The organism is Campylobacter sp. CNRCH_2007_0968H (assembly GCF_025773245.1).
In the GTDB taxonomy this organism is placed as follows: Bacteria; Campylobacterota; Campylobacteria; order Campylobacterales; family Campylobacteraceae; genus Campylobacter_D; species Campylobacter_D lari_D.
Genome location: NZ_JAKMTQ010000003.1, coordinates 33,472 through 57,339, shown reverse-complemented (window position 1 = coordinate 57,339; position 23,868 = coordinate 33,472). Strand labels below are relative to the sequence as shown.

Annotated in this window: 28 protein-coding genes and 1 pseudogene; 25 read left to right on the top strand and 4 right to left on the bottom strand. The window is 32.1% G+C overall.

Features of this window, described 5'->3' with window-relative positions:
- Nucleotides 1–2 precede the first annotated feature (2 nt).
- From rplO to map, 11 genes are all read left to right on the top strand, one after another.
- A complete protein-coding gene (gene rplO / locus L8Y18_RS02415) occupies nucleotides 3–395 on the top strand; it encodes a 50S ribosomal protein L15 (RefSeq protein ID WP_039617163.1) in 393 nt (130 codons plus the stop codon).
- Entirely contained in the window at nucleotides 395–1,657 is a 1,263-nt protein-coding gene (gene secY, locus L8Y18_RS02410; protein ID WP_133319135.1) for a preprotein translocase subunit SecY, read from the top strand. The genes rplO and secY overlap by 1 nt, the downstream gene beginning before the upstream one ends.
- 41 nt (nucleotides 1,658–1,698) lie before the next feature.
- The gene (gene murI, locus L8Y18_RS02405) at nucleotides 1,699–2,439 is read left to right on the top strand and encodes a glutamate racemase (RefSeq protein ID WP_258107768.1); all 741 of its coding nucleotides are present in this window, start codon (nucleotides 1,699–1,701) and stop codon (nucleotides 2,437–2,439) included.
- Between the two features lie 114 nt (nucleotides 2,440–2,553).
- Nucleotides 2,554–3,585 (top strand): type II asparaginase, encoded by a 1,032-nt coding sequence (locus tag L8Y18_RS02400; protein ID WP_263664537.1) that lies wholly within the window; start codon nucleotides 2,554–2,556, stop codon nucleotides 3,583–3,585.
- An 85-nt stretch (nucleotides 3,586–3,670) separates the two neighbouring features.
- Nucleotides 3,671–4,318, top strand: a complete 648-nt coding sequence (locus tag L8Y18_RS02395; RefSeq protein WP_220567003.1) for a ferritin family protein — start codon at nucleotides 3,671–3,673, stop codon at nucleotides 4,316–4,318.
- Between the two features lie 54 nt (nucleotides 4,319–4,372).
- Entirely contained in the window at nucleotides 4,373–4,846 is a 474-nt protein-coding gene (locus tag L8Y18_RS02390; protein ID WP_263664498.1) for a DNA-deoxyinosine glycosylase, read from the top strand.
- Complete coding sequence (locus L8Y18_RS02385) at nucleotides 4,846–5,397, top strand: ribonuclease HII (protein ID WP_263662692.1); 552 nt, start codon at nucleotides 4,846–4,848, stop codon at nucleotides 5,395–5,397. The genes L8Y18_RS02390 and L8Y18_RS02385 overlap by 1 nt, the downstream gene beginning before the upstream one ends.
- 160 nt (nucleotides 5,398–5,557) lie before the next feature.
- Nucleotides 5,558–6,586: a tRNA-dihydrouridine synthase gene (locus tag L8Y18_RS02380; protein WP_220567006.1), complete on the top strand. Its 1,029-nt coding sequence runs from the start codon at nucleotides 5,558–5,560 to the stop codon at nucleotides 6,584–6,586.
- Nucleotides 6,587–6,684: 98 nt separating this feature from the next.
- A complete protein-coding gene (locus L8Y18_RS02375; protein WP_133319191.1) occupies nucleotides 6,685–7,968 on the top strand; it encodes an aromatic amino acid transport family protein in 1,284 nt (427 codons plus the stop codon).
- Nucleotides 7,969–7,979: 11 nt separating this feature from the next.
- On the top strand, nucleotides 7,980–9,347 hold the full coding sequence (locus tag L8Y18_RS02370; protein WP_263664497.1) for an L-serine ammonia-lyase: 1,368 nt from the start codon (nucleotides 7,980–7,982) through the stop codon (nucleotides 9,345–9,347).
- An 89-nt stretch (nucleotides 9,348–9,436) separates the two neighbouring features.
- On the top strand, nucleotides 9,437–10,192 hold the full coding sequence (gene map, locus L8Y18_RS02365) for a type I methionyl aminopeptidase (RefSeq protein WP_263659176.1): 756 nt from the start codon (nucleotides 9,437–9,439) through the stop codon (nucleotides 10,190–10,192).
- Nucleotides 10,193–10,208: 16 nt separating this feature from the next.
- Here map and L8Y18_RS08710 read toward each other — a convergent pair whose 3' ends face one another.
- The 4 genes and pseudogenes from L8Y18_RS08710 to L8Y18_RS02350 form a co-directional block, all read right to left on the bottom strand.
- Nucleotides 10,209–10,835: a methyl-accepting chemotaxis protein gene (locus L8Y18_RS08710; protein ID WP_263665375.1), complete on the bottom strand. Its 627-nt coding sequence runs from the start codon at nucleotides 10,833–10,835 to the stop codon at nucleotides 10,209–10,211.
- Nucleotides 10,836–11,336: 501 nt separating this feature from the next.
- A pseudogene (locus L8Y18_RS08705) lies at nucleotides 11,337–12,011 on the bottom strand (DAHL domain-containing protein); the annotation flags it as partial.
- On the bottom strand, nucleotides 11,995–12,918 hold the full coding sequence (locus L8Y18_RS02355) for a cytochrome-c peroxidase (protein ID WP_263659248.1): 924 nt from the start codon (nucleotides 12,916–12,918) through the stop codon (nucleotides 11,995–11,997). The pseudogene L8Y18_RS08705 and the gene L8Y18_RS02355, both read right to left, overlap by 17 nt.
- Before the next feature lie 54 nt (nucleotides 12,919–12,972).
- Nucleotides 12,973–14,262 carry an MFS transporter gene (locus L8Y18_RS02350; protein WP_133319144.1) on the bottom strand — a complete coding sequence of 430 codons (1,290 nt, stop codon included), beginning with the start codon at nucleotides 14,260–14,262 and terminating at the stop codon, nucleotides 12,973–12,975.
- A 135-nt stretch (nucleotides 14,263–14,397) separates the two neighbouring features.
- Here L8Y18_RS02350 and infA point away from each other — a divergent pair, with 135 nt between their 5' ends.
- From infA to hisIE, 14 genes are all read left to right on the top strand, one after another.
- Nucleotides 14,398–14,616 (top strand): translation initiation factor IF-1, encoded by a 219-nt coding sequence (infA, locus tag L8Y18_RS02345; protein ID WP_012660842.1) that lies wholly within the window; start codon nucleotides 14,398–14,400, stop codon nucleotides 14,614–14,616.
- 173 nt (nucleotides 14,617–14,789) lie between these two features.
- Nucleotides 14,790–14,903 carry a 50S ribosomal protein L36 gene (gene rpmJ / locus L8Y18_RS02340; RefSeq protein WP_002781429.1) on the top strand — a complete coding sequence of 38 codons (114 nt, stop codon included), beginning with the start codon at nucleotides 14,790–14,792 and terminating at the stop codon, nucleotides 14,901–14,903.
- A 3-nt stretch (nucleotides 14,904–14,906) separates the two neighbouring features.
- Entirely contained in the window at nucleotides 14,907–15,272 is a 366-nt protein-coding gene (gene rpsM / locus L8Y18_RS02335; RefSeq protein WP_012660843.1) for a 30S ribosomal protein S13, read from the top strand.
- 9 nt (nucleotides 15,273–15,281) lie between these two features.
- Nucleotides 15,282–15,674: a 30S ribosomal protein S11 gene (gene rpsK / locus L8Y18_RS02330; RefSeq protein ID WP_133319145.1), complete on the top strand. Its 393-nt coding sequence runs from the start codon at nucleotides 15,282–15,284 to the stop codon at nucleotides 15,672–15,674.
- A 30-nt stretch (nucleotides 15,675–15,704) separates the two neighbouring features.
- Complete coding sequence (gene rpsD / locus L8Y18_RS02325; protein ID WP_263659172.1) at nucleotides 15,705–16,331, top strand: 30S ribosomal protein S4; 627 nt, start codon at nucleotides 15,705–15,707, stop codon at nucleotides 16,329–16,331.
- A 14-nt stretch (nucleotides 16,332–16,345) separates the two neighbouring features.
- Nucleotides 16,346–17,359: a DNA-directed RNA polymerase subunit alpha gene (locus L8Y18_RS02320; RefSeq protein WP_039627711.1), complete on the top strand. Its 1,014-nt coding sequence runs from the start codon at nucleotides 16,346–16,348 to the stop codon at nucleotides 17,357–17,359.
- 3 nt (nucleotides 17,360–17,362) lie between these two features.
- Nucleotides 17,363–17,716 carry a 50S ribosomal protein L17 gene (rplQ, locus tag L8Y18_RS02315; RefSeq protein WP_012660847.1) on the top strand — a complete coding sequence of 118 codons (354 nt, stop codon included), beginning with the start codon at nucleotides 17,363–17,365 and terminating at the stop codon, nucleotides 17,714–17,716.
- A gap of 116 nt (nucleotides 17,717–17,832) precedes the next feature.
- The gene (gene hisG, locus L8Y18_RS02310; RefSeq protein WP_133319147.1) at nucleotides 17,833–18,732 is read left to right on the top strand and encodes an ATP phosphoribosyltransferase; all 900 of its coding nucleotides are present in this window, start codon (nucleotides 17,833–17,835) and stop codon (nucleotides 18,730–18,732) included.
- A 9-nt stretch (nucleotides 18,733–18,741) separates the two neighbouring features.
- Nucleotides 18,742–20,022: a histidinol dehydrogenase gene (hisD, locus tag L8Y18_RS02305; RefSeq protein ID WP_263676186.1), complete on the top strand. Its 1,281-nt coding sequence runs from the start codon at nucleotides 18,742–18,744 to the stop codon at nucleotides 20,020–20,022.
- Entirely contained in the window at nucleotides 20,019–21,086 is a 1,068-nt protein-coding gene (hisB, locus tag L8Y18_RS02300) for a bifunctional histidinol-phosphatase/imidazoleglycerol-phosphate dehydratase HisB (protein ID WP_263676185.1), read from the top strand. Before hisD ends, hisB begins: the two co-directional genes overlap by 4 nt.
- A complete protein-coding gene (hisH, locus tag L8Y18_RS02295) occupies nucleotides 21,083–21,664 on the top strand; it encodes an imidazole glycerol phosphate synthase subunit HisH (protein WP_263659168.1) in 582 nt (193 codons plus the stop codon). The genes hisB and hisH overlap by 4 nt, the downstream gene beginning before the upstream one ends.
- Nucleotides 21,665–21,670: 6 nt before the next feature.
- A complete protein-coding gene (hisA, locus tag L8Y18_RS02290; RefSeq protein WP_263676184.1) occupies nucleotides 21,671–22,405 on the top strand; it encodes a 1-(5-phosphoribosyl)-5-[(5-phosphoribosylamino)methylideneamino]imidazole-4-carboxamide isomerase in 735 nt (244 codons plus the stop codon).
- A complete protein-coding gene (gene hisF, locus L8Y18_RS02285; RefSeq protein WP_263661441.1) occupies nucleotides 22,387–23,154 on the top strand; it encodes an imidazole glycerol phosphate synthase subunit HisF in 768 nt (255 codons plus the stop codon). The genes hisA and hisF overlap by 19 nt, the downstream gene beginning before the upstream one ends.
- 11 nt (nucleotides 23,155–23,165) lie before the next feature.
- Nucleotides 23,166–23,792, top strand: coding sequence for a bifunctional phosphoribosyl-AMP cyclohydrolase/phosphoribosyl-ATP diphosphatase HisIE (gene hisIE, locus L8Y18_RS02280; RefSeq protein ID WP_133319155.1), 627 nt, complete (start codon nucleotides 23,166–23,168; stop codon nucleotides 23,790–23,792).
- Nucleotides 23,793–23,868: the final 76 nt, after the last annotated feature.

The following is a 23,868-nucleotide window of genomic DNA, read 5'->3' as shown; positions in this document are numbered from 1 at the left end:
CAATGAATTTAACAAAAGCACCAGGTTCAACACATAAAACCAAAAGAATAGGCCGTGGTCAAGGTAGTGGTATGGGAAAAACTTCTACTAAAGGTGGAAAAGGCCAAACTGCTAGAAAAGGTTATAACGAAAAAAGAGGTTTTGAAGGGGGTCAACAACCACTTCAAAGACGCTTACCAAAAGTAGGTTTTACTTCTAAATTTGAAAAACCTTATGTGATTAATGTTGAAAAAATCACAGCAATCAAAGAGCTTAGCGAAATTACATTTGAAACAATCAATAGCATTCATAAGCTTTCAAAAAATGTAAATAAAGTTAAGCTTATCGGAGCAAGTGCTAAAGATCTTGCTAGTAAAATTAAAGACGAGAAGATCACTTTTAGCGGACAAAAATAATGAATAAAGCATTGACAAATAAAATTCTCATAACATTAGCTTTTTTATTTGCTTATAGAATATTAGCTTATGTTCCAGTTCCGGGGGTTAATGTCAGTGTTATCAAGGAATTTTTTGATTCTAATGCATCTAATGCATTAGGCTTGTTTAATATGTTTAGTGGGGGTGCTGCTGAAAGACTTAGCATCATCTCTCTAGGCATTATGCCTTATATTACTGCTTCGATTATTATGGAGCTTTTAGCGGCAACTTTTCCTAACATAGGAAAGATGAAAAAAGAACGCGATGGTATGCAAAAATATATGCAAATTATCCGTTATGCTACTATAGCTATCACTTTGATACAAAGTATAGGCGTTTCTATAGGCTTGCAAAGTCTTCATGGGAAAGCAGGTCAGTCAGCTATTATGATTGATATGAATACTTTTATTGCACTTTCTGCTATTTCTATGCTTGCAGGTACCATGCTTTTAATGTGGATAGGTGAGCAAATCACTCAACGCGGTATAGGAAATGGTATTTCTTTGATCATCTTTGGCGGTATTGTTTCTACAATTCCAGGTGCAATTAGTGGAACAGTAAATTTGGTAAATACAGGTGAGATGAATTTCTTGACTATCATTGCTATTTTAGTTGTAATTTTACTTACTATTTGGGCTATTATAGTAGTAGAGCTTGGAGAAAGAAGAATTCCTATTTCTTACTCAAGAAAAGTAATCATGCAAAATCAAAACAAACGCATTATGAATTACATACCTATTAAAATAAATTTAAGTGGAGTAATTCCTCCTATTTTTGCAAGTGCGATTTTGATGTTTCCAAGCACTATTTTGCAAACAAGTACAAATGAGTATGTGTTAAAAATTTATGACTTTTTAAATCCAAATGGATTTTTCTTTCATTTTTTAACATTCTTACTTGTTATTTTCTTTGCGTATTTTTATGCATCAATTGTATTTAATGCAAAAGATATAGCTGAAAATCTTAAAAGACAAGGCGGTTTCATACCAGGTATTAGACCAGGTGAAGGAACTGCAAATTATCTTAATGAAGTAGCATCAAGACTTACCTTGTCAGGTTCTATTTATTTAGGGCTTGTAGCTACATTACCATGGCTTATTGTGAAGTTGTTTGGTGTGCCTTTTTATTTTGGTGGAACTTCTGTTTTGATCGTAGTTCAAGTAGCGCTTGATACAATGAGAAAAATCGAAGCTCAAATTTATATGAATAAATACCAAACCTTAAGTGCAGTAGGCTTATAAGAAAGTAGATTTTCTACTTTCTTCTCTTTTTAAGGATTTTGATGAGACTAGGCGTTTTTGATAGCGGTGTAGGTGGGCTTAGTGTTTTAAAATCTTTACTTCAAGCAAAACTTTTTAAAGAATATATTTACTATGGAGATACCGCAAGGGTACCTTATGGGGTTAAAGATAAAGAAACTATCATTAAATTTTCCCTAGAAGCTTTAGAGTTTTTCAAAGAAAAAAAAGTCGATATGCTTATTATTGCGTGTAATACAGTTAGCGCGCATGCTTTAGAAATTCTAAAAGCAAATGCACCATTTCCGGTTCTTGGAGTTATAGAAGCAGGGGTTTTAGCGGTTAAAAACTCTTTAGAAGATAAAAACTCTAATATATTAGTTATTGCAACACAAGCTACCGTGGATTCTCACGCTTATAAGCAAGCTTTAATCAAAGAAGGTTTTTTAAAAGTGGAAGAAAAAGCAACTGGGCTTTTTGTACCTATGGTTGAAGAAGGGATTTTTCAAGGAGATTTTTTAAAAGCTGCTTTTGAGTATTATTTTAATAAGCTTAAATTTTATCCTAATGCTCTAATCTTAGCATGCACGCATTTTCCTTTAATCGCCCATTCTTTGGAAGAGTATTTTGGCAAAAATACAAAACTTATTCATTCAGGCGAGGCTATAGCTTTGCAATTGCAACAAGAATTTAACTTAACATCAATCCAAGAAGAAGCTAACATTCAATTTTATGCTTCAAGCGATGTGGAAAAACTAAAAAAAATTGCAAATTTATGGCTTTAATTAATGAATATTTACTAAAGTATTTTTTATATTAATAATTTATTTTTATTTAAACATAGTTGCATTATAATTTTTATCATTTCTAATGAAAGGACTAACATGAAAAAAATGTTAATGTGCGCAGCTATGGCACTAAGTTTAGGAGCAGGAATTTTGGAAGCAAAACCAAAAGTTGCAATTTTAGCTACAGGTGGAACTATTGCAGGCTCGATTGATAGTTCGGTAGCTACAACAGGTTATACAGCTGGTGTTTTAGGGGTTGATGCTTTGATTAAAGCAGTGCCTCAAATTCAAGATTTAGCAGTAATTAGCGGGGATCAAATTGCAAATATTGATAGTAAAGATATGACAAATGAAATTTGGCTAAAACTTGCTAAAGAAGTCAATAGGCTTTTAAAATCTGATGTAGATGGAGTTGTGATTACTCATGGTACTGATACCATGGAAGAAACTGCATATTTCTTAAATTTAACCGTAAAAAGCGATAAACCTGTTGTTTTAGTTGGTGCAATGCGCCCATCAACTGCAATTAGTGCAGATGGTCCTAAAAATCTTTACAACGCTGTAGCGTTAGCAGCAGATCCACAAGCAAAAAATAAAGGCGTAATGGTGGCTATGAATGATAGAATTCAAAGCGCTAGAGGCGTTATGAAAACTCATAGTTTAAATGTAAATGCATTTAGTTCACCGGATATGGGTGATATGGGTTATATAGTAGATGGAAAAGCATTCTTCTACAATACTAATACAAAATTACACACTAAAAAATCTCCATTTGATGTTAGCAAGCTAAAAGAATTACCAAAAGTAGATATTCTTTATAGTTATGCAAATGATGGTAGCGGTGTTGCAGCAAAAGCTTTGTTTGAAAATGGAACTAAAGGTATAGTTGTAGCTGGAACAGGTGCTGGCAGTATTCATGATTATCAAAAAGATGTATTAAAAGAATTGCTTAAAAAAGGTCTTAATGTAGCGGTAAGCTCACGCGTAGTAGCTGGTAGAGTTGCAGTAAGTGATACTGATGCAAAACTTGGTTTTATTGATACAGGTGATATGAGTCCTCAAAAAGCTAGAGTATTGTTAATGCTTGCTTTAACTAAAACAAGTGATCCTAAGAAAATTCAAGAATATTTCTTAAAATACTAAAATCTTTTAGCACCCAAATGCTACAATAACATTTGGGTGAGTTTTTCAATCAAAATCTTACTTAAATTAATCACAAGGATATTAAATGAGACAATATGAAAGCTATAAATGCCAAAAATGCGGCAATGAAGTAGAAGTGCAAAATGTAGGTGGTGGAAAGCTTAGTTGCTGTGGTCAAGAAATGGAGTGCATTACTAAAGATTTAACAGCCATAAATTTGATGAAAGCTTTCGCAGGTGAATCTATGGCAAGAAACAAATATGATTTATTTGCAGATATTGCTCAAGAAGAAGGTTGGCATGCTATTGCAAAGCATTTTAGAGAAGCTGCAGAAAATGAAAAATGGCATGCAAGAGCTGAGTTTAAAGCTTATCATGAATTAGTAGATGGTAAAGCTTTAGAAGAAACTGCTAAAAATTTAATCTGTGCAGCAGAGGGTGAAAATTACGAGCATACTACCATGTATCCAAATTTTGCACAAATTGCAGAAGATGAAGGCAAGAAAAACATAGCAAGATTATTTACTGCTATTGGTAAAGTAGAAATTGAGCATGAAAGAGAATATTTAGCACTTAAAAAAATGCTTGAAGAAGAAGATTTCTTTAATTCAGAGGTAGAAGAATTATGGGTTTGTGAAGTTTGTGGGCATATACACCGTGGTAAAAAAGCACCAAATGCCTGTCCTTTGTGTAAAGCTCCAAAAGAATACTTCAAACGAGAATTTTTAGGATAATTTTAAAAATCTTGATAAAAATGATAAAATATTTTATTTTTATCAAGGCCTAATATGCAAATTCTAACTCATCCTTTTGAACCTTTTTTTGATGAAAACTCAAAAGTTTTGATACTAGGTTCTTTTCCATCTATTAAATCAAGAGAAGAAAATTTTTATTATCAACATAGTAAAAATCGTTTTTGGCGTATTTTTGAAATATTATTTGAGTGTGAGTTAAAAACAGTGCAAGAGCAAAAGGCTTTTTTAAAAGCAAATCATATAGCACTTTGGGATGTTATAGCAAGTTGTAAGATAAAAAATTCAGATGATAAAACTATTTCTTATGCCAAAGCAAATGATATAAGTATTATTTTAGATAAGGCAAATATAGAAAAAATTTGTGTATTAGGTAAAGTTGCAAGTAAATATTTTGCTAAATTTTATCCTGAGCAAGAATTTTTTGAACTTCCTTCAAGCTCACCTGCCAATATAAATTATTCTTTAGAAAATTTAGTAGAAAAATATACTACTATAAAGGAAAAATAATGGCTTTAGTTGGAGTAGATGAGGCTGGGCGTGGAGCTTTAGCTGGAGATATGCACTTGGCAGCTTGCAAGCTTTTAAAAAATATTGATGGTTTAGCTGATTCTAAAAAATTAAGTGCAAAAAAAAGAGAAGAATTATATGAGCAAATTCTTTCTAATTCAAATTTTTTAATCCTTGCTTTTTCACCTTTGCAAATTGATATTTTAGGACTTAGTCAGTGTTTAAATTTGGGCTTAAAGATAATAAAAAAACATTTTAACCAAGATGAGATTTTATATGATGGAAATTTAAATTATGGTGTTTTGGGTATTAATACTATGATTAAAGCTGATATGAAAGTGCAAGAAGTTTCAGCCGCTAGTATATTAGCTAAGGTAAGTCGTGATCAAAAAATGTGTTATTTTTCTAAATTATATAATCATTATGATTTTGATAAACACAAAGGTTATGGTACAAAAGCTCATATAGAAAAGATTAAAGTATTTGGTTATTCACCTTTGCATCGCAAAAGCTTTATGTTAAAGTGTTTTGAGAAAAGCTTATTTGATTAGATTGTGTTTTGTAGTTTTAATAATGAAAAAATATAATTAAAAACTATTTTTTTAATAATAATCTATTAAAAATTATAATATTGGTCTAAAATACTCTATGTTTTAAGAAAAATTAATTTTTTTCTATTATAGTAATATAAAAAATATTTTAAGGGGTATTATGTCTTTACTTTTGAGTGAGCTAAAGATTGGAAATTTTTATGTAAAAAATCGCATCGTAATGCCTCCTATGGATATGTATGAAACACAAGTTTTAGATGGTAAGATTAATCAATTTCACTTGATACATTATGGAGCTAGAGCTTTGGGTGGTGTTGGGCTTATCATAGTTCAAGCTTGTGCGATTAATGAAAATGCAAAAATTGCTGATAATGATATAGGCCTTTGGGGAGATTTTCAAATTCGAGGACATAAGGAGCTTGTCGATCTTTGTCATCATTTTGGTGCTAAAGTTGCTATCCAACTAAATCATAGTGGTCGTAAAAATTCATGCAAACAAGCTATATCAAAAGCCCCAAGTAATATCGCTTTTAGTGAAAAATTTTCTAAACTTCATGTTTTAAGTAAAGATGAAATTTTACAAATAGAGCAAGAATTTATCCAAAGTGCTAAAAGAGCTAAAGAAGCAGGCTATGATGCGATAGAACTTCATAGTGCTCATGGGTATTTGCTTAGTTCATTTTTATCTCCTTTATCAAATCAAAGAGATGATGAATATGGTGGTAGTTTTGAAAATAGAGCGCGTCTTTTGTGTGATATCATTAAGCGTATAAAAAAAGAAGTTGATATTACTTTATTTGTAAGAATTTCAGCTACAGAGTGGCAAGAGGGTGGTTGGAATTTGGAAGATAGTAAAAAACTTGCCTTGATTTTAGAAAATTTAGGCGTTGATATGTTAGATATTTCAGCAGGTGGAAATATCAACAAACCTTCTTTAGTGCCAAATATAGCACCACTTTACCAAGCTCCTTATGCTAAGGCTTTAAAAGAAGTTGTTAAAATTCCTATATCTTGCGTGGGTCTTATAAATAGTGCTAGCGAAGGTGAGGCTTTGCTTTTGGGTGAGGTGTGTGATTTAGTTTGTTATGGTAGAAAATTATTAAGAAATCCAAATTTTGCAAATGAAGCCGCAGTTGCTTTAAATGAAAGGGAAAAAATCACGCCAAACTACTCAAGAGCATATTTGTAAAATAATACAAAAAGTTTTTAGGTAAAAGCTTTTTTTATTATTTTTTACAAGGAGAAAATGTGGATAATCTTAAGTGGAATTCTTTTGATACGCGTTGGATGCTTTCTCTTTTTGGGACTGCAGTTGGTGCGGGGATTTTATTTTTACCTATTAAAGCAGGTGTTGGTGGTTTTTGGCCAGTTGTTGTAATGGCTTTGATTATTTTTCCAATGGTGTATTTAAGCCATAGAGCCTTAAGTCGTTTTGTATGTCAAGCAAATGGTAATGATAAAGATATTACTCATGCGGCTGAAGAGTATTTTGGTAGAAAAGTAAGTATTTTTATTTCTGTGCTTTATTTCTTTGCAATTTTCCCAATTTGTTTAGCATATTGTGTAGGTATAACTAATACTTTTGAGAGTTTTATTTATAATCAATTCTTACCACTTTTAGATCCAAATGGTTCTTTCGCAAACGCAATTAGTGCTATGTATCAAACAAGTGTAAATGAGCAAGGAAAAACTATAGCTAATTTACTTCCTTTTTATAGGGCGCTTTTTGCTTTTGTTTTGGTAAGTATTTTTATGCTTATTATGCTTTTTAGTGAAGAATTAATTACCAAAGTATGTGAGTGGCTTGTATATCCTTTATGTGCTATTTTATTTTTATTTTCTTTATATCTTATCCCGCAATGGTCGTTTGAAAGTTTTAGTGCTATTCCTGGAACAAAAGAATTTATTACTATAGTATGGCTAACTTTACCGGTTTTAGTGTTTTCATTTAATCACTCACCAGCGATTTCTACTTTTTCTTTAAGTGTAAAAAGACAATATCCTGAAAATTCAGTACAAAAAGCAAATCAAGTGTTATTTAGAACTTCTGTAATGTTACTTGCTTTTGTAATGTTTTTTGTGGTATCTTGTGTGCTTTCTTTAACTCCTGCAGAACTTGCTGAAGCTAGAGCACAAAACATACCTGTACTTTCTTATTTTGCTAATAAACTTGATAATCCATTTATTTCTTATGGTGGTCCACTAATCGCATTTTTAGCAATTTCTAGTTCATTCTTTGGGCATTATTTTGGTGCTAGGGAAGGTGCTTATGGTATAGTTAGAAAATGTTGCAAATTAGCAGGTAATGATAATCCGGATTTGAAAAAAATCGCAGTTTATTCAACTTTGGTAATGTATATTGTTATGTTAATTACTGCTTATGTAAATCCAAGTATTTTAGGTTTTATTGAAAGCTTAGGTGGTCCAATCATTGCCGCAATCTTGTTTTTAATGCCTATGATTGCAATTTACACTGTATCTAAAATGAAAAAATTCCAAAACAAAGCTTTAGATGCATTTGTGTTTATCACAGGTATTTTGACAATCATCACTGTAATTTATACTTTTTAAGGTGCTGATGAATGAGTAGTAATTTAAGTATATTTAAAGTTGGTGTCGGTCCTTCATCTTCTCATACTTTAGGACCAATGCTAGCAGGGAATATGTTTTGTGAAAAAATCAAAGATAAAATCACACAAATTACAAAAATTCAAATCAAACTTTATGGCTCTTTATCGCTTACTGGTAAAGGCCATTTAAGTGATAAAGCTATTATATGGGGGTTGAGTGGCTTAAGAGCAAAAGAATTAAATGTTGCTTTGCAAGATCGTGTGTTTAATAAAATTTTGCAAGATAAAATTTTGGTTTTAGATGCTCAAAAAGAATTAAATTTTGATTATGATAAAGATTTGATTTTTGAAAAAGACTTTTTACCTTTGCATGAAAATGGATTGAAAATAAGTGCTTATAATGAAAATGGAGAAATCATTGCTGAAGAAATTTATTATTCAGTAGGTGGTGGTTTTGTTATGAGTGAAGCTGAACTTCAAAAACACAAAGACGGAGCTTGTGAGCAAAAACATACTAAATTAGAACTTGATATTAATAACGCAAGCGATGCTTTAAGAATTTGCGAAGAAAATTCATGGGATCTAGCAAAACTCTCTTATGAATATGAGCTTCAATTTCACACTAAAGAAGAAATTAGAGCTTATTGTTTAGAAATTTGGGAAGTAATGCAAGAAGTTTATTATAATGGTATTCATCCAAGCTCAGATTTTCTTCCAGGGAATTTACATTTAAAACGCCGCGCCAAAGGACTTAATGAGCGTTTGGCTATGACAAGTGATCCTTTAGGAATTATTGATTTTATTTCTTTATATGCTATTGCTATTGCAGAGGAAAATGCAAGTGGAGCTAGAGTGGTAACTGCACCAACTAATGGCGCATGTGCTGTTGTGCCTGCTGTAATGCTTTATCTTAAAAATCATACTATTGGTTTTAACGATGAAAAAGCCATTAATTTTTTACTTACTGCTATGTTAATAGGCTCTTTTTATAAGAAAAATGCAAGTATAAGTGGTGCTGAAGCTGGCTGTCAAGCTGAAATTGGTAGTGCAAGTTCTATGGCAGCAGGAGCTATGGCTACTGTAATGGGTTTTGATGCAAAGATAGCTTGTAATGCTGCTGAAATTGCAATGGAGCATCATTTAGGTTTAACTTGTGATCCAGTAAGTGGTTTAGTGCAAATTCCTTGTATAGAAAGAAATGCCTTTGGAGCGATTAAAGCAATTTCAGCTGCTAGAATGGCAATGAGTAGAAAATCAACTCCAAAAGTAAGTCTTGATGAGGTTATAAAAACTATGTATGAAACCGGCAAAGACATGAACTCAAAATACAAAGAAACTTCTTTAGGTGGTCTAGCTACTAATCTTACAAGTGTATGTTAAAACCTTAAGTTTTAAAACTTAAGGTTTTTCCTTAAAGCTTTTAAAAGCGCATAAATGCTAAATTTTTAAAAATTTTAAGGAAAATATAAATGATAGAAATCAAAAAACCAGCAGAAATAGAAAAACTACGCAAGGCAAATGAACTTGTAGCTAGAACGCTTGACTATCTAGAGGGCATTATAGTTCCGGGTATGAGCTTAAAAGAAATTGACATTAAAGCAGAAGAATTTATACTTGATCATGGTGCAAAACCATCTTTTAAAGGCTTATATGGTTTTCCAGGCAGTATTTGTATCTCGCTTAATCAAGCTTGCATTCATGGTGTAGGGGATGAGCGTATTTTAAAAGAAGGCGATATTTTAGGGCTTGATGTGGGTACTTGCATAGATGGATATTATGGAGATGCAGCAAGGACTATACCTATAGGTCAAATTTCAGCCACTGATGAGGCTTTGATTGCTTGTGCTAAAGATGCTTTGTATTATGCTATAGATATTATCAAAGAAGGTATGCGTTTTAAAGAGCTTTCATATGAGCTTGGCGAGTTTATCGCTAAAAGAGGATTTGTACCTTTGAAAGGTTATTGTGGTCATGGTATAGGTAAAAAGCCACACGGTGAGCCTGAAATTCCAAATTATTTAGAACCAGGTGCTAGTGCAAAAAGTGGACCTAAAATCAAAAATGGCATGGTATTTTGCATAGAGCCTATGGTATGTCAAAAAGATGGCACACCGGTACATTTAAAAGGTAATTGGGAAGCAGGAAGCAAAGATGGATTAAATGCTGCTCATTATGAGCATTGTGTTGCAATTATAAATGGCAAAGCAGATATTTTATCTAAGTAAGAAAGTTTAAACTTTCTTACTCAAATGTTTTTAGTTTTTCTGAAAGTTTAGAGGCATTTTCTAAAACATCTTGTGAAATTTGTGTTAGCTCGAGTGAATAGTTTTTAACACAATTTGCAAGTTCAGTCACTTTTTCTACATTTTGTTCTAACTCATTCATTTTAGCTTTTGACTCATCACTTTTTTCTTCCATAATTTTAGTAGAATGGATACTTGTTTTTAATTTTTCTATAGAAGCACCGACTTCACCTTGTAAGATATTAGCTTTGTTGGAAGTATCACTCATGGATTGATGAATTCCATCCATCAAGCTTTTGTTGTCATTGATTTGTTGTACTATAGTTCTTACAGTAGTTTCTATAGCGACTAAAGATTTTGTAGTTTTATCAGCTAAGTTTCTAACTTCATCAGCAACAACAGCAAAGCCTCTACCATGTTCTCCTGCACGAGCTGCTTCAATAGCTGCATTTAAAGCTAGCAAGTTAGTTTGATCGGCTATATCTTTAATAGCTGCTGTAACTTCTACAATACTATCAGCACTTTGTACTAGTATATCCATAGCACTTAAAACACTTTGTTCTTTTTCTCCACTTAGTAATATAAGCTCTACTAACTCTTTAAGTGTTTTTTCAACTTCTCCCATAACTTCTTGCATATCATGCATATCTTTTATAGTATTTTTAGCTAGATTTTGAGTTAAGTCTATATGACTTTCTAAAACAGAACTTATTTCATGGACATTAGAAATTTGCTCATGCTGTAAAAGTGAACTTTGCTGTAAAATTTCAGCATTTTGGGAAAGTTTTTGTGAGCTTTTGTGGCTTGAATTTGCAGTTTGTATGGCTTCTAAAACTGAATTTTGCACTATCTGTATGAAAGAATTAATATAGCCAGCACTTGTAGCTAATTCACTTTTTTTATCAATGTCTAATCTTGCACTTAAATTCGCATGTTCTCCCGCTAGATTTGCACTTAGTTTTTCAAGTAAAGATATAGGTATGATTACTTTTTTTAATGTTAAAAGTATGAAAAAAATCAATACAACTAAGGTAAATAGGAAAATTCCTATAGCTGTATAAAGATTATATTTATTTTGTAGATTGATATTTTTAGCAATTAAATTTTGGTGTGCTAGAATTTGTTTTTGCAGTTCTTGATCAAGAAAACTTTGAGAATTATCTTTTAATATTTTAATTTGACTTAATATCATCTTACAATGTGTATTAAAAAGCTCAAATAACTCTTGTGGTAATTGAGAATCTTTTGCGTTTAAATTTGTGACAAGATTTTGTAATCTATTTTGCGCTAAAGGTTCTAATATATCCATAGTTCCTATAATGCTTAAAATATTTCCTATATATTCTATTTGTTTAGCCTCTTGAGTAGTGAGTGCTAATTGATTTGTTTGTTTGATGATTTCTTGTTGAATTTCGTAAAGATAAAGCTTTGAATTTATAGCAATAGAATTGGCTGATTTAAAATGTTGTAGTTGTGTATTTTTTTTCTGAAAAATTGCTTCTAGCTTTTTAGTATCTATTTCATTGGCTTTTAAAATAGCTAAAGTATTTTCAAAATCTCTTACTAGTTTGACGCTAATGTCATAGTTTTGTAGATTTAGTTTATTTTTAAAAATTTCATCTATTTTAGTATCTAGAATTTCTAATTTTTGAAAAGAATCCATAATAAGTGAATTTCTTTTGGTGGTATTGTAAGTATTAAAAATAAATAAAGTCAAAGTTAAAAGCAATACCAAAACCACTATGGATAAAGTGATGAATTGTTTTAAAAAAGAGAAAGTTTTTTTATTTGAGTGGATCATGGTATTCTCCTGTTAAAGAATTTAAAAATGCAACTATATCATCAACTACATCTTGCTCTAAAAATTTACCAAGCTGATAATACGCCATAAATTGTACGCAAGCATCAAGTGTTGGCATAGAACCATCATGAAAATAAGGAGCAGTTTTGGCTATGTTTCTAAGACTTGGCACTTTTACTACAAATTGATCGTGAGGATCTTGAGTGATCTCATAGCGTCCTTTCCAATTTGTTCCATTATCATAAGGAACAAATACCCCCATTTTTTGATACATATTTCCACCTATATTTTGTCCTTGATGGCACGCTATACAACCATTTGATAAAAAGGCATTATAGCCTCTTTTTGCTTGTTCGCTTATAGCATTTTTATCTCCCTTTAAGTAGCGGTCAAATGGGGAATTTGGCGTAAGTAAGGTTTTTTGAAATTCAGCTAAAGCATCTGCTATATTATCAAAGGTAACTTCTCCGTAAAGTCTTTTAAATTCTTTTTCATAAATTGCGTTAGTTTTTACTATTTGCACCACTTCATCTGCATCTTTTAACCCCATTTCTTTAGGGTTTAACAAAGGATGTTTGGCTTGTTCTTGTAAATCTTTTGCATTGCCTCTCCAAAATTGTGCTAGGCTAAAAACGGCATTAAAATTTGTAGGAGTATGGAATGGCTCATCTATTATGCCATTAATACCTGTTGAAAAAGTTTTATTATCTACTCCAAAATTTGCAATATCATGACAACTATTGCAAGATACTTTTTTATCTTTTGATAAACTTGTATCCATATAGAGTTTTTTTCCTAAAATAGCTTTTTCTTTATTATAAGGAATGCCTTCTGGTATAGGTGTAATCATTTCAAATGCTAAAAGTGGTAACAAAGAAAGTATTAAAACAATAAAAATTTTCATAATCATTTTCCTTTAATTTTATAAATTTTTAATTAATAATTTTTTTTAATTATAACATTAAAATCTTAACCTCTTATAAGTAAATATGGTAGTTATCAGTGTTATCAGGGATAAAAACAAAATATAAATAAAAATTCCATACACGAAAGGATTTTCAGGTTTTATAGCCAAAGAATGTAATGCAAATACAAGTTGAGGAGTGAAACCACCCGCTATTGCATAAGCTATATTATAAGAAAAAGAAATTCCACTAAAACGAATACTTGGCTTAAAAATTTTACACATTAAAATAGGTGCTAAAGCATTAATACCACCAAAAAAACACGCTATAAAATAAAAATATATACTCAAATGCAAAATTTGAGCATAGAAAAAATAAAAATAAAAAAAGCATGATAAACTAAATCCTATGGTAAAAATTAAAGCGGTAGCTAAAAAACCAAATTTATCAACCCAAATTCCAGCAAGTAAAGTTCCACAAGATAAAATCACTATTGCAAACATTTGGATTAAAATCGCATCTGTTTTATCAAGAATCAAAACTTCTGATATAAAATTAGGCATAAGTAAAATAAGTATTATCACGCAGGCCGTGAGCATCCAAGTTAAAAGCATAGAAGCAATGATGTCTAGATAAATATTTTTTTCTTTAAAAAGTGTTTTTAAAGGAAATTTTTCTAAATCATTTTCTTGTCGCATTTTTTGAAAAACAGGTGTTTCTTCTAAAAATTTTCTAAGATATATAGAAATGATACCAAAAAATCCACCTATAGCAAATGGAATACGCCAAGCATATTCATAAATTGCTTCTTGATCAAAGTAATGATTAATCGCTAAGGCAACAATACAACCTAAAAGAATTCCAAAAGCCATAGAAGCATTAATAGCGCTAATATAAAAACTATCTCTTCCATCGGGTGCATGTTCTTTTACAAATACCCAAGCGCCAGGGAGTTCTCCGCCTATAGCTATACCTTGAGCTATTCTAACAAGTAGTAAAAAAATAGGAGCAAAATATCCTATAGTTTCAAAAGTAGGTATAAAAGCTAGAGAGAAAGTTGGAAGCACCATGAGTAATATACTAAGCATAAACATCTTTTTGCGACCCATTTTATCTCCAAAATGTGCCATAATTATACCACCGATTGGTCTAGCTAAATATCCTGCCGCGAAAGCTCCATAAGTGTTTAAAAGTTTCCAAAAATCACTTAAATCACTAGGAAAAAAATTTCTTGAAATATAATTAGCAAAAAATACAAAAATAACAAAATCATAAAATTCTAAAGCTCCACCCAAAGAAGATAAGGAAAGAGTTTTAAAATCACCTCTTTTTAAAGTTTTTGACATCTATAAATACTTTCTTTTTGTAGTAATTTTGTAATTATAGTAAAAATATTATAGTTTGTAAAAAAATATTAAAAATTTAAAAAGAAAAATTGTGATAAAATAATAGCTTTGTATTTTATAGAAAGGAGAGAAATATTGGCAAAAGATGATATTATCGAAATCGATGGTAATGTAATCGAAGCTTTACCTAATGCGACTTTTAAAGTCGAATTAGATAATAAACATGTGATACTTTGTCATATTGCAGGTAAAATGCGTATGCATTATATTAGAATTATGCCTGGCGATAGAGTTAAAGTAGAGCTAACGCCTTATAGTCTTGATAAGGGTCGTATTACATTTAGATACAAATAAGTCTAAGTTGTTTAAAAGCAAAAGTAAAGTATAATTAGCACTTTTGCAGAAATTGCAATAAAACTGTATGAAGAAGTATTTTCAAAATCACCACTTATTTTGAAAATAGTTGGTTGCTCTAAAAACCTGGTGCAGTTGTAAAAAAGTGGAATTTACAATAACAGGAGTAAAGCATGAAAGTTAGACCATCTGTTAAAAAGATGTGTGACAAATGCAAAGTAGTTCGTCGTAAAGGCGTAGTTCGCATTATTTGCGAAAATCCAAAACACAAACAAAGACAAGGATAATTTATGGCTCGTATTGCAGGTGTAGATTTACCAAAGAAAAAAAGAATTGAATATGGTTTGACTTATATTTATGGTATAGGTTTACATACTTCAAGAAAAATCTTAGATAAAACCGGAATTTCTTATGATAAAAGAGTTCATGAGTTAAGTGAGGACGAAGCAGCGGCTATCCGTAAAGAAATTCAAGAAAACTATATGGTTGAGGGTGATCTTAGAAAACAAGTTGCTATGGATATCAAAGCATTAATGGATCTAGGAAGCTTTAGAGGCTTAAGACATAGAAAAGGCTTACCGGTTCGTGGTCAAAAAACAAAAACAAATGCCAGAACTAGAAAAGGTAAGAGAAAAACCGTTGGTGCAAAATCATAAGGATAGAAAATGGCAAAAAGAAAAGTTGTTAAGAAAAAAATAGTTAAAAAAAATATAGCTAAAGGTATAGTTTATATCAGTGCAACATTTAATAATACTATGGTTACTGTAACTGATGAAATGGGAAATGCTATTGCATGGAGTAGTGCAGGTGGTTTAGGATTTAAAGGTTCTAAAAAATCAACTCCTTATGCGGCGCAACAAGCAGTAGAAGATGCTTTAAATAAAGCAAAAGAACATGGTATTAAAGAAGTAGGCATTAAAGTACAAGGGCCAGGAAGTGGTCGTGAAACAGCAGTTAAAAGTGTAGGTGCTATGGAAGGTATCAAAGTAACTTTCTTAAAAGATATTACCCCATTAGCTCATAATGGTTGTAGACCACCAAAACGTCGTCGTGTCTAAGAATAAGATATAAGATTTAGGAGAATTATAATGGCAAGATATAGAGGACCAGTAGAAAAATTAGAAAGACGACTTGGTGTAAGCTTGGCAATGAAAGGCGAAAGAAGATTAGCAGGTAAAAGTGCTTTAGATAAACGCCCTTACGCACCAGGTCAGCATGGACAAAGAAAAGCTAAAATTAGTGAATATGGACTTCAATTAAGAGAAAAACAAAAAGCTAAATTTATGTATGGTGTTAGTGAAAAACAATTTAGAAGATTATTTAGTGAAGCTGCTAGAAAAGATGGCAATACCGGTGCGCTTTTGATCCAGCTTTTAGAACAAAGACTTGATAATGTTGTTTATAGAATGGGTTTTGCTACAACACGCCGTTTTGCTAGACAACTTGTAACTCATGGACACATTTTAGTAAATGGTAAAAGAGTAGATATTCCTAGTTATAGAGTAGAAGCAGGCCAAAAAGTTGAAGTGATTGAAAAAAGCAAAAACAATCCTCAAATTTCAAGAGCGATCGAACTTACTGCTCAAACTGGTATAGTTGCTTGGGTTGATGTAGAAAAAGATAAAAGATTTGGAATTTTTACAAGAAAACCTGAAAGAGAAGAAGTTATCATTCCAGTTGAGGAAAGATATATCGTTGAGTTGTACTCTAAATAATAAAGGTTTTTGATATGAGACATATTACAACTTCTGCTTATACACCAACAGAGTTTAGTATTGAAAATATCAGTGATACAGTAGCAAAAGTAAGTGCATGGCCTTTTGAAATCGGTTATGCTATTACTTTGGCGCATCCTTTGCGTCGTTTGCTTTATTCAAGCACAGTAGGTTTTGCTCCAACAGGAGTTAAAATCAAAGGCGTAGCGCATGAATTTGATAGTATGCGTGGTATGCTTGAAGATGTAGCATTGTTTATTATCAATCTAAAAAAATTAAGATTTAAACTAAAAACAGATTCTGAAAAAGAAATCGTAACTTTTAGTTTTAAAGGACCAAAAGAAATTTGCGGAAAAGACTTAGACAATGAAGTTGTTGAAGTTGTGAATGCAGATAGCTATCTTGCAACGATTAATGAAGATGCAGATTTAGAATTTACTTTAATCATTGAAAAAGGTATAGGTTATGTGCCTTCTGAAGAAATTCAAAATTTCTTAGATCCTGAATTTATAGCACTTGATGCGTTCTTTACTCCGGTAAAACATGCGGTTTATGATATAGAAAAAGTGCTTTTTGAAGATAATCCAGATTATGAAAAAGTTGTTTTTACAATCACAACTGATGGTCAAATTTCACCAAGTGACGCTTTTAAAAATGCTTTAGAAGCAATGTATAAACAATTATCAGTGTTTGATAAAATCACTAATGCACAAAGCGTTGTAAGAAGTCAAACACCAAATAATGAAGTAGAACATGTAAAATTACTTCAAAATATAACTGAGTTAAATTTAAGTGCAAGAAGTTTTAACTGCTTAGAAAAAGCAAATGTAGTTTATATTGGTGAACTTGCCTTAATGAGTGTTAGCGAACTTGCAGATTTAAAAAATCTTGGTAAAAAATCTTTAGATGAGATTAAAAGTGTAATGGAATCTATAGGTTTCCCTATAGGAAATTCAAAACTCAGTGATAGTGCAAAAGAAACGCTAAAGAAAAAAATTACAGAATTAAAAGCACAAAATGAAGGATAATCAATGAGACATAGACATGGATATAGAAAGTTAGGTCGCACTTCTACTCATCGTGCAGCCTTATTAAAAAACCTTACCATTGCTATTATTAAAGCAGGTAAAATAGAAACAACATTACCTAAAGCAAAAGAATTAAGAGGTTATGTTGAAAGATTGATCACTCGTGCAAGAAAAGGTGATTTCAATGCTCACAGAGCAGTTTTTGCTAGCTTGCAAGATAAAGAAGCTACAAATAAACTTGTAACAGAAATTGCACCTAAATTCGCAGATAGAAATGGTGGTTATACAAGAATTATCAAAACAAGAATCCGCCGTGGCGATGCTGCAGAAATGGCTTTCATCGAATTCGTAGCTTAATTTTTAGCCTTTTAAAGGCTAAAAACTTCTTATTTTTATTTATTTACTTACTATTTTTTGTATTTTTATCCATTTTTTGCTACTATTAATTTTTTTAACTACAAAAAAGGAAAAAAATGCAAGAAAATTCAAGATTACGCATAGCTATACAAAAATCAGGTCGTTTGAGTAAAGATTCTATTGCCTTGCTTGAGTCCATAGGCGTAAAACTTCGCATACATGATCAAAGTTTAATTGCTTTTTCTACAAATTTACCTATTGATTTACTTAGAGTAAGAGATGACGATATACCAGGGTTAATTTTTGATGGAGTAGTAGATCTTGGCATAGTTGGGGAAAATGTTTTAGAAGAAAATGAGTTAGAAAGAAAATCAAAAAACGAAAATGCAGATTTTATAATGCTTAAAAAGCTTGATTTTGGTGGGTGCCGCTTGTCTTTAGCATTACCAGAAAATAGTGAGTATAAAGGTATAGAAAGTTTTAAAAATTTACGCATAGCAACTTCTTATCCACAGCTTTTAAAGCGTTTTATGGAAGAAAATAATATCCCCTATAAAACTTGTATGTTAACAGGCTCAGTTGAAGTAGCACCAAGTGCAAATTTAGCTGATGGAATTTGTGATTTAGTTTCAAGTGGAGCTACTTTAAAAGCAAACGGACTTAAAGAAGTTATGGTAATTTATAAGTCAAAAGCTTGCATTATCCAAAGAAAAGAAAGCTTAGCTTCGCACAAACAAGAATTAATCGATAAATTACTCATTAGAATTCATGGAGTTATGCAAGCAAGAGAGTCAAAATACATCATGTTGCATGCTCCTATTGAAAAGTTAGAAAAAATCACAGCCTTGTTACCAGGTGTTGAAAAACCTACGATTTTACCTTTAGAAAATGATAAAGCTAGAGTGGCACTGCATATGGTAAGTCAAGAAAATTTATTTTGGGAAACTATGGAAGCTTTAAAAAAAGAAGGTGCAAGTGCGATTTTAGTTTTACCTATTGAAAAAATGCTCTCTTAAAGGATAAAAATGCAAATACTTGATTTTGAAAAATTAAACCAAAACGAACAAGAATTAGCACTCAAGCGTCCTGCTATGAGTGCTAATGCGCAGGTTAAAACCATAGTAGAACAAATCATTGAAGATGTCAAAACAAATGGCGATGAAGCTTTAAAACAAATGGCTATAAAATTTGATAAAGTAGAGTTAAATTCCATCAAACTAAGCGATGAAGAGCTTAGTAATTTAGCAGAGCAAATTGATGATGAGTTAAAACAAGCTATTAAAATAGCTTATGAAAATATCTATAAATTCCACAAAGCTCAAGAAAGTCAAACCATAGAGGTTCAAACCTTTGAAGGGGTAATTTGCAAGGTGCTAACAAGAGCCATTGAAAAAGTAGGGCTTTATATACCAGGAGGCTTAGCACCACTTTTTTCAACCGCACTTATGCTAGCTATCCCTGCTAAAATTGCAAAATGTAAATTCATAGCTTTAGCTTCCCCAGCGCCATTACATCCTGCCATTGCTTTTGTGGCAAAACTTTGTGAAGTTGATGCAGTGTATCAAATAGGTGGAGCAGGAGCTATAGCAGCGCTTGCTTATGGAACGCAAAGTGTGCAAAAAGTAGATAAAATTTTTGGTCCAGGAAATGCCTTTGTAACTGAAGCCAAAAAGCAAGTTAATAATCATGGAGTAGCTATTGATATGCAAGCAGGACCTTCTGAAGTGTTAGTTTTAGCAGATGAGTTTGCTAATGCTAAATTTATAGCTTCAGATTTACTCTCGCAAGCTGAGCATGGAGCAGATTCTCAAGCGATTTTAGTTTGCACAAGTGAAAAATTAGCCAAAGAGGTAGATAGTGAAGTTGCTTTACAGCTTGAAAAACTCTCGCGTAAAGAAATTGCTTCAAAATCTTTAGCACACTCTAAAATCATTCTTGCAAAAGATATAAAGCATGCCATAAGTATTTCAAATGACTATGCACCCGAGCATTTGATCATTCATACACAAAATCCATCTAGCTTGCTTGATGATATTATGCATGCAGGTTCGGTATTTTTAGGTGAGTATTCTCCAGAATCCATGGGAGATTATGCAAGTGGGACAAATCATGTATTACCAACTTATGGTTTTACTAAGTCTTATTCTTCATTAGGGCTTGCTGATTTTATGAAAAGAATGACTGTACAAGAACTTAGCAAAGAAGGCTTTAAAAAGCTTGGTCCTGTGGTGGAAATTTTAGCAGCAGCTGAAGGGCTTGATGGGCATAAAAATGCCGTGAGTTTAAGATTAGAAAGTCTAAAATGAGTGCAAAAATTTTATTTATTGATAGAGATGGCACGCTCATTGATGAGCCAAAAGATGATTTTCAAATCGATTCTTTAGAAAAACTTGAGTTTGAAAAAGGTGCCATCAATGCACTTTTAAAGTTAAAAAATTTTGGTTTTAAATTTGTTATGGTGAGTAATCAAGACGGCCTAGGCACAAATTCTTTTCCTAAGGAAAATTTTGACAAGGCTCATGAAAAAATGTTAAGTGTTTTTCAAAGTTGTGGCATAGAATTTGAAGATATTTTTATATGCCCGCATTTTGAGCATGAAAATTGCGCCTGCAGGAAGCCAAAAACTGCCATGCTTGAAAACTATATCAAAAATAAACTTTATGATAAAACCAAAAGTTTTGTTATAGGCGATAGAGACAGCGATATGCTTTTGGCGCAAAATCTTGGAATTCAAGGTTTAAAATATGACAAAAACGACTTTAATTGGGAGCAAATTGCTGATTTTATTTTGCAAAATTACCGCAGTGCCTGTATAGAGCGTAATACCAAAGAAACCCAAATTCAAGTTAAAATGGCTTTTAATGAAAAAGCAAAAGCTAATATAAAAACAAATATCGCATTTTTTGATCATATGTTAGAGCAAATTGCTACGCATGCAAATATATCTTTAGAGATAAAGTGCAAAGGAGATTTAGAAGTTGATGAACATCACAGCGTAGAAGATGTCGCACTTGCTTTGGGCGAGGCTATTAAAAATGCACTAGATCAAAAAATAGGTATTGCAAGATATGGCTTTGTTTTACCTATGGATGAGTGCTTGGCAAGTTGTGCAATTGACTTTTGTAATAGACCGCATTTAGTTTATAAGGCTAAGTTTAAAAAAGAAAAGCTTGGAGAATTAAGCACAGAAATGATAGAGCATTTTTTCTACTCACTAAGCTATGCTATGGGTGCGAGTTTGCATTTAAAAGTTAAAGGCAAAAACGATCATCACAAAGCCGAAGGACTTTTTAAAGCCTTTGCAAGAGCTTTAAAAATGGCTATAAAAATAGAAAATGAAAACCTAGCAAGCTCTAAAGGAGTGATATGAAACTAGCTATTATAGATACAGGTTGTGCGAACTTAGCTTCACTTGCTTTTGCACTCGAGCGTTTAGGACAAAAAAGTATTATCACGCATGATTTAAAAGAACTCTCACAAGCAGATAAGCTTTTACTTCCTGGGGTTGGCACAGCAGCTAAAGCAATGGCTAATCTACAAGCACTTAATTTAGAAAATTTTATCCAAACTACCACAAAACCACTTTTAGGTATTTGTCTTGGTATGCAAATTTTGGGTAAATTTTCAGAAGAATTACACCAAAAAACACTTGGTATTATGCCTTTTGAGACACAAAAATTCCAAGAAAAAGCAAATTTTACTTTCCCACATATGGGGTGGAATCAAGTCTTTAGCCCTCATGAGCTTTTTAAAGGCTTAGATGGAGCTTATTTTTATTTTGTGCATAGTTATTGTGTGAGTTTAAATGAATACACCATCGCAGAGTGTGAGTACTCTACCAAATTTAGTGCAAGTTTAAATAAAGACAATTTTTATGGTGTGCAGTTTCATCCTGAAAGAAGCGGCGAAGCGGGTGAAGTATTATTAAAAAATTTCATAAATATGTAGGTAAAAATGCAAACTCAAATCATTCCGGCATTAGACTTAATAGATGGCAAAGTAGTAAGGCTTTATAAAGGAGATTATGCTAAAAAGCAAGAATACAGCTTTGATCCTTTGGCTAAATTTCAAGAGTATGAGGCTCAAGGTGTTGCTTGGCTTCATTTGGTGGATTTAAGTGGTGCAAAAGATCCTAGCAAAAGACAACTAAAACTCATAGAAAACCTAGCTTCTAAGATTAGAGTAAATCTTCAAGTAGGTGGAGGAATTCGCACTAAAGATGAAGTTAAAGCTTTGTTTGATAGCGGTGTTAAACGCGTAGTTATAGGCTCTTTAGCGGTTAAAAATAAGCCCCTTACACAAGAGCTTTTAAATGAATTTGGCGTAGAAAGTATAGTCTTAGCGCTTGATAGTATTTGCGTTAAAGATGAGTTTTTTGTGGCTGTTGATGCATGGAGTAAAACAAGCGATGAGAGTTTGTTTGGGCTTTTAAATTTTTATAAAGATGTAAAACATATCTTATGCACAGATATTTCTAAAGATGGCACGATGAGTGGAGCAAACATCACTTTATACAAAGCTTTGCATGAGAAATTTCCACATTTGCAAACCCAAGCAAGTGGAGGTGTGGCGAGCTTAGAAGATTTTAAAAAGCTAAATAGCATAGTAAGTGGTATCATCGTAGGTAAAGCCTTGCTTGATAAAGAATTTAGCATAAAGGAGGCTCAAGAATGCTTACAAAACGCATAATTGCATGTTTAGATGTAAAAGATGGTAGAGTAGTTAAAGGGGTGCAGTTTAAAAATCATGAAGATATGGGAGATGTTATAGAACTTGCTAAATTTTACTCACAAAATGGCATTGATGAGCTTGTATTTTATGATATTACAGCTTCAGCCAAGAATGAGCGTATCAATAGAGCTTGGGTAAGCAAGGTAGCACAAAATATCTCTATACCATTTTGCGTCGCAGGGGGTATAAAAAGCGAAGATGACGCAAAAGAACTTTTAGCAAATGGTGCTGATAAAATTTCTATTAATTCCCCTGCTTTAAATGATCCTGATTTAATCTCACGCCTTGCAAAAAGCTTTGGAGTTCAATGTGTAGTCGTAGGCATAGATACTTTTAAAGATGAAAACAACGAGCTTTTAGTCTATAAATACACCGGAGATGAGAGCAAATCTCATCATAGTGGTAAAAAAACACTAGATTGGGTAAAGCAAGTATGCGAGCTAGGAGCTGGCGAAATCGTGCTAAATATGATGAATCAAGATGGCATGAGAAAGGGTTATGATCTAGATCAACTTACCAAGGTTAGACAAATTTGTCCTGTGCCTTTAGTGGCAAGCGGTGGTGCAGGAGCTAAAGAGCATTTTTTAGACGCTTTTAAACTTGGTGTTGATGGAGCTTTAGCAGCTTCAGTGTTTCATAAAAAACTTATAGATATTAAAGAATTAAAACTATTTTTAAAAGATCAAGGCATACAAATTCGTATTTAAAAGGAAAAACTATGGGTATAAATGAAGAAGAATTTATAAAAAGCATAAATTGGCAAAAGGTAAATAACCTTATCCCTGTGATAATCCAAGATTATCATTCTTGTGAAGTTTTAATGCAAGGTTTTATGAATGAACAAGCTCTAAGAGAGAGTTTTAAGCACCAAAAGGTTGTATTTTACTCACGCACTAAAGAGCGTTTGTGGATGAAAGGTGAGCAAAGTGGGAATTTCTTGCATATCATAGATATGGGACTTGATTGTGATAGAGATTGTATTTTAATCCTTGTAAAAGCTCAAGGTGCTACTTGTCATACAGGCGATACTTCTTGTTTTGAAACGCTTTCTAAAAAAGCTGATTTTGTATTTTTATCGCGTCTTGAAAGACTTATCAACTCACGCAAAAACACTTGTGCAAGCTCTTCTTACACGGCTGAACTTTTTTCAAAAGGCACTAAACGCATAGCACAAAAAGTAGGTGAAGAAGGCGTTGAAACCGCTTTGGCTGCTACTATTAAAGATAAAGATGAGTTGATAAATGAAGCTGCTGATTTACTTTATCATTTAGAAGTGTTATTAGCTGATGCGGATTTGAGTTTAAATGATGTGATTGCTAAATTAAAAGAAAGAAATAAAAGTTAAGCGTGATTTCTCACGCTTAATTAAGCAATATTTTTGAAAAGATTCACTAGCTATATCGAGTAATTTAAAAAAAACT

Excerpts from the sequence above, each read along its gene's own strand:
- rplO (WP_039617163.1), top strand. The coding sequence starts at position 3 with ATGAATTTAACAAAAGCACCAGGTTCAACACATAAAACCAAAAGAATA.
- secY (WP_133319135.1), top strand. The coding sequence starts at position 395 with ATGAATAAAGCATTGACAAATAAAATTCTCATAACATTAGCTTTTTTA.
- murI (WP_258107768.1), top strand. The coding sequence starts at position 1,699 with ATGAGACTAGGCGTTTTTGATAGCGGTGTAGGTGGGCTTAGTGTTTTA.
- L8Y18_RS02400 (WP_263664537.1), top strand. The coding sequence starts at position 2,554 with ATGTGCGCAGCTATGGCACTAAGTTTAGGAGCAGGAATTTTGGAAGCA.
- L8Y18_RS02395 (WP_220567003.1), top strand. The coding sequence starts at position 3,671 with ATGAGACAATATGAAAGCTATAAATGCCAAAAATGCGGCAATGAAGTA.
- L8Y18_RS02390 (WP_263664498.1), top strand. The coding sequence starts at position 4,373 with ATGCAAATTCTAACTCATCCTTTTGAACCTTTTTTTGATGAAAACTCA.
- L8Y18_RS02385 (WP_263662692.1), top strand. The coding sequence starts at position 4,846 with ATGGCTTTAGTTGGAGTAGATGAGGCTGGGCGTGGAGCTTTAGCTGGA.
- L8Y18_RS02380 (WP_220567006.1), top strand. The coding sequence starts at position 5,558 with ATGTCTTTACTTTTGAGTGAGCTAAAGATTGGAAATTTTTATGTAAAA.
- L8Y18_RS02375 (WP_133319191.1), top strand. The coding sequence starts at position 6,685 with ATGCTTTCTCTTTTTGGGACTGCAGTTGGTGCGGGGATTTTATTTTTA.
- L8Y18_RS02370 (WP_263664497.1), top strand. The coding sequence starts at position 7,980 with ATGAGTAGTAATTTAAGTATATTTAAAGTTGGTGTCGGTCCTTCATCT.
- map (WP_263659176.1), top strand. The coding sequence starts at position 9,437 with ATGATAGAAATCAAAAAACCAGCAGAAATAGAAAAACTACGCAAGGCA.
- L8Y18_RS08710 (WP_263665375.1), bottom strand. The coding sequence starts at position 10,835 with ATGGGAGAAGTTGAAAAAACACTTAAAGAGTTAGTAGAGCTTATATTA.
- L8Y18_RS02350 (WP_133319144.1), bottom strand. The coding sequence starts at position 14,262 with ATGTCAAAAACTTTAAAAAGAGGTGATTTTAAAACTCTTTCCTTATCT.
- rpmJ (WP_002781429.1), top strand. The coding sequence starts at position 14,790 with ATGAAAGTTAGACCATCTGTTAAAAAGATGTGTGACAAATGCAAAGTA.
- rpsM (WP_012660843.1), top strand. The coding sequence starts at position 14,907 with ATGGCTCGTATTGCAGGTGTAGATTTACCAAAGAAAAAAAGAATTGAA.
- rpsK (WP_133319145.1), top strand. The coding sequence starts at position 15,282 with ATGGCAAAAAGAAAAGTTGTTAAGAAAAAAATAGTTAAAAAAAATATA.
- rpsD (WP_263659172.1), top strand. The coding sequence starts at position 15,705 with ATGGCAAGATATAGAGGACCAGTAGAAAAATTAGAAAGACGACTTGGT.
- L8Y18_RS02320 (WP_039627711.1), top strand. The coding sequence starts at position 16,346 with ATGAGACATATTACAACTTCTGCTTATACACCAACAGAGTTTAGTATT.
- rplQ (WP_012660847.1), top strand. The coding sequence starts at position 17,363 with ATGAGACATAGACATGGATATAGAAAGTTAGGTCGCACTTCTACTCAT.
- hisG (WP_133319147.1), top strand. The coding sequence starts at position 17,833 with ATGCAAGAAAATTCAAGATTACGCATAGCTATACAAAAATCAGGTCGT.
- hisD (WP_263676186.1), top strand. The coding sequence starts at position 18,742 with ATGCAAATACTTGATTTTGAAAAATTAAACCAAAACGAACAAGAATTA.
- hisB (WP_263676185.1), top strand. The coding sequence starts at position 20,019 with ATGAGTGCAAAAATTTTATTTATTGATAGAGATGGCACGCTCATTGAT.
- hisH (WP_263659168.1), top strand. The coding sequence starts at position 21,083 with ATGAAACTAGCTATTATAGATACAGGTTGTGCGAACTTAGCTTCACTT.
- hisA (WP_263676184.1), top strand. The coding sequence starts at position 21,671 with ATGCAAACTCAAATCATTCCGGCATTAGACTTAATAGATGGCAAAGTA.
- hisF (WP_263661441.1), top strand. The coding sequence starts at position 22,387 with ATGCTTACAAAACGCATAATTGCATGTTTAGATGTAAAAGATGGTAGA.
- hisIE (WP_133319155.1), top strand. The coding sequence starts at position 23,166 with ATGGGTATAAATGAAGAAGAATTTATAAAAAGCATAAATTGGCAAAAG.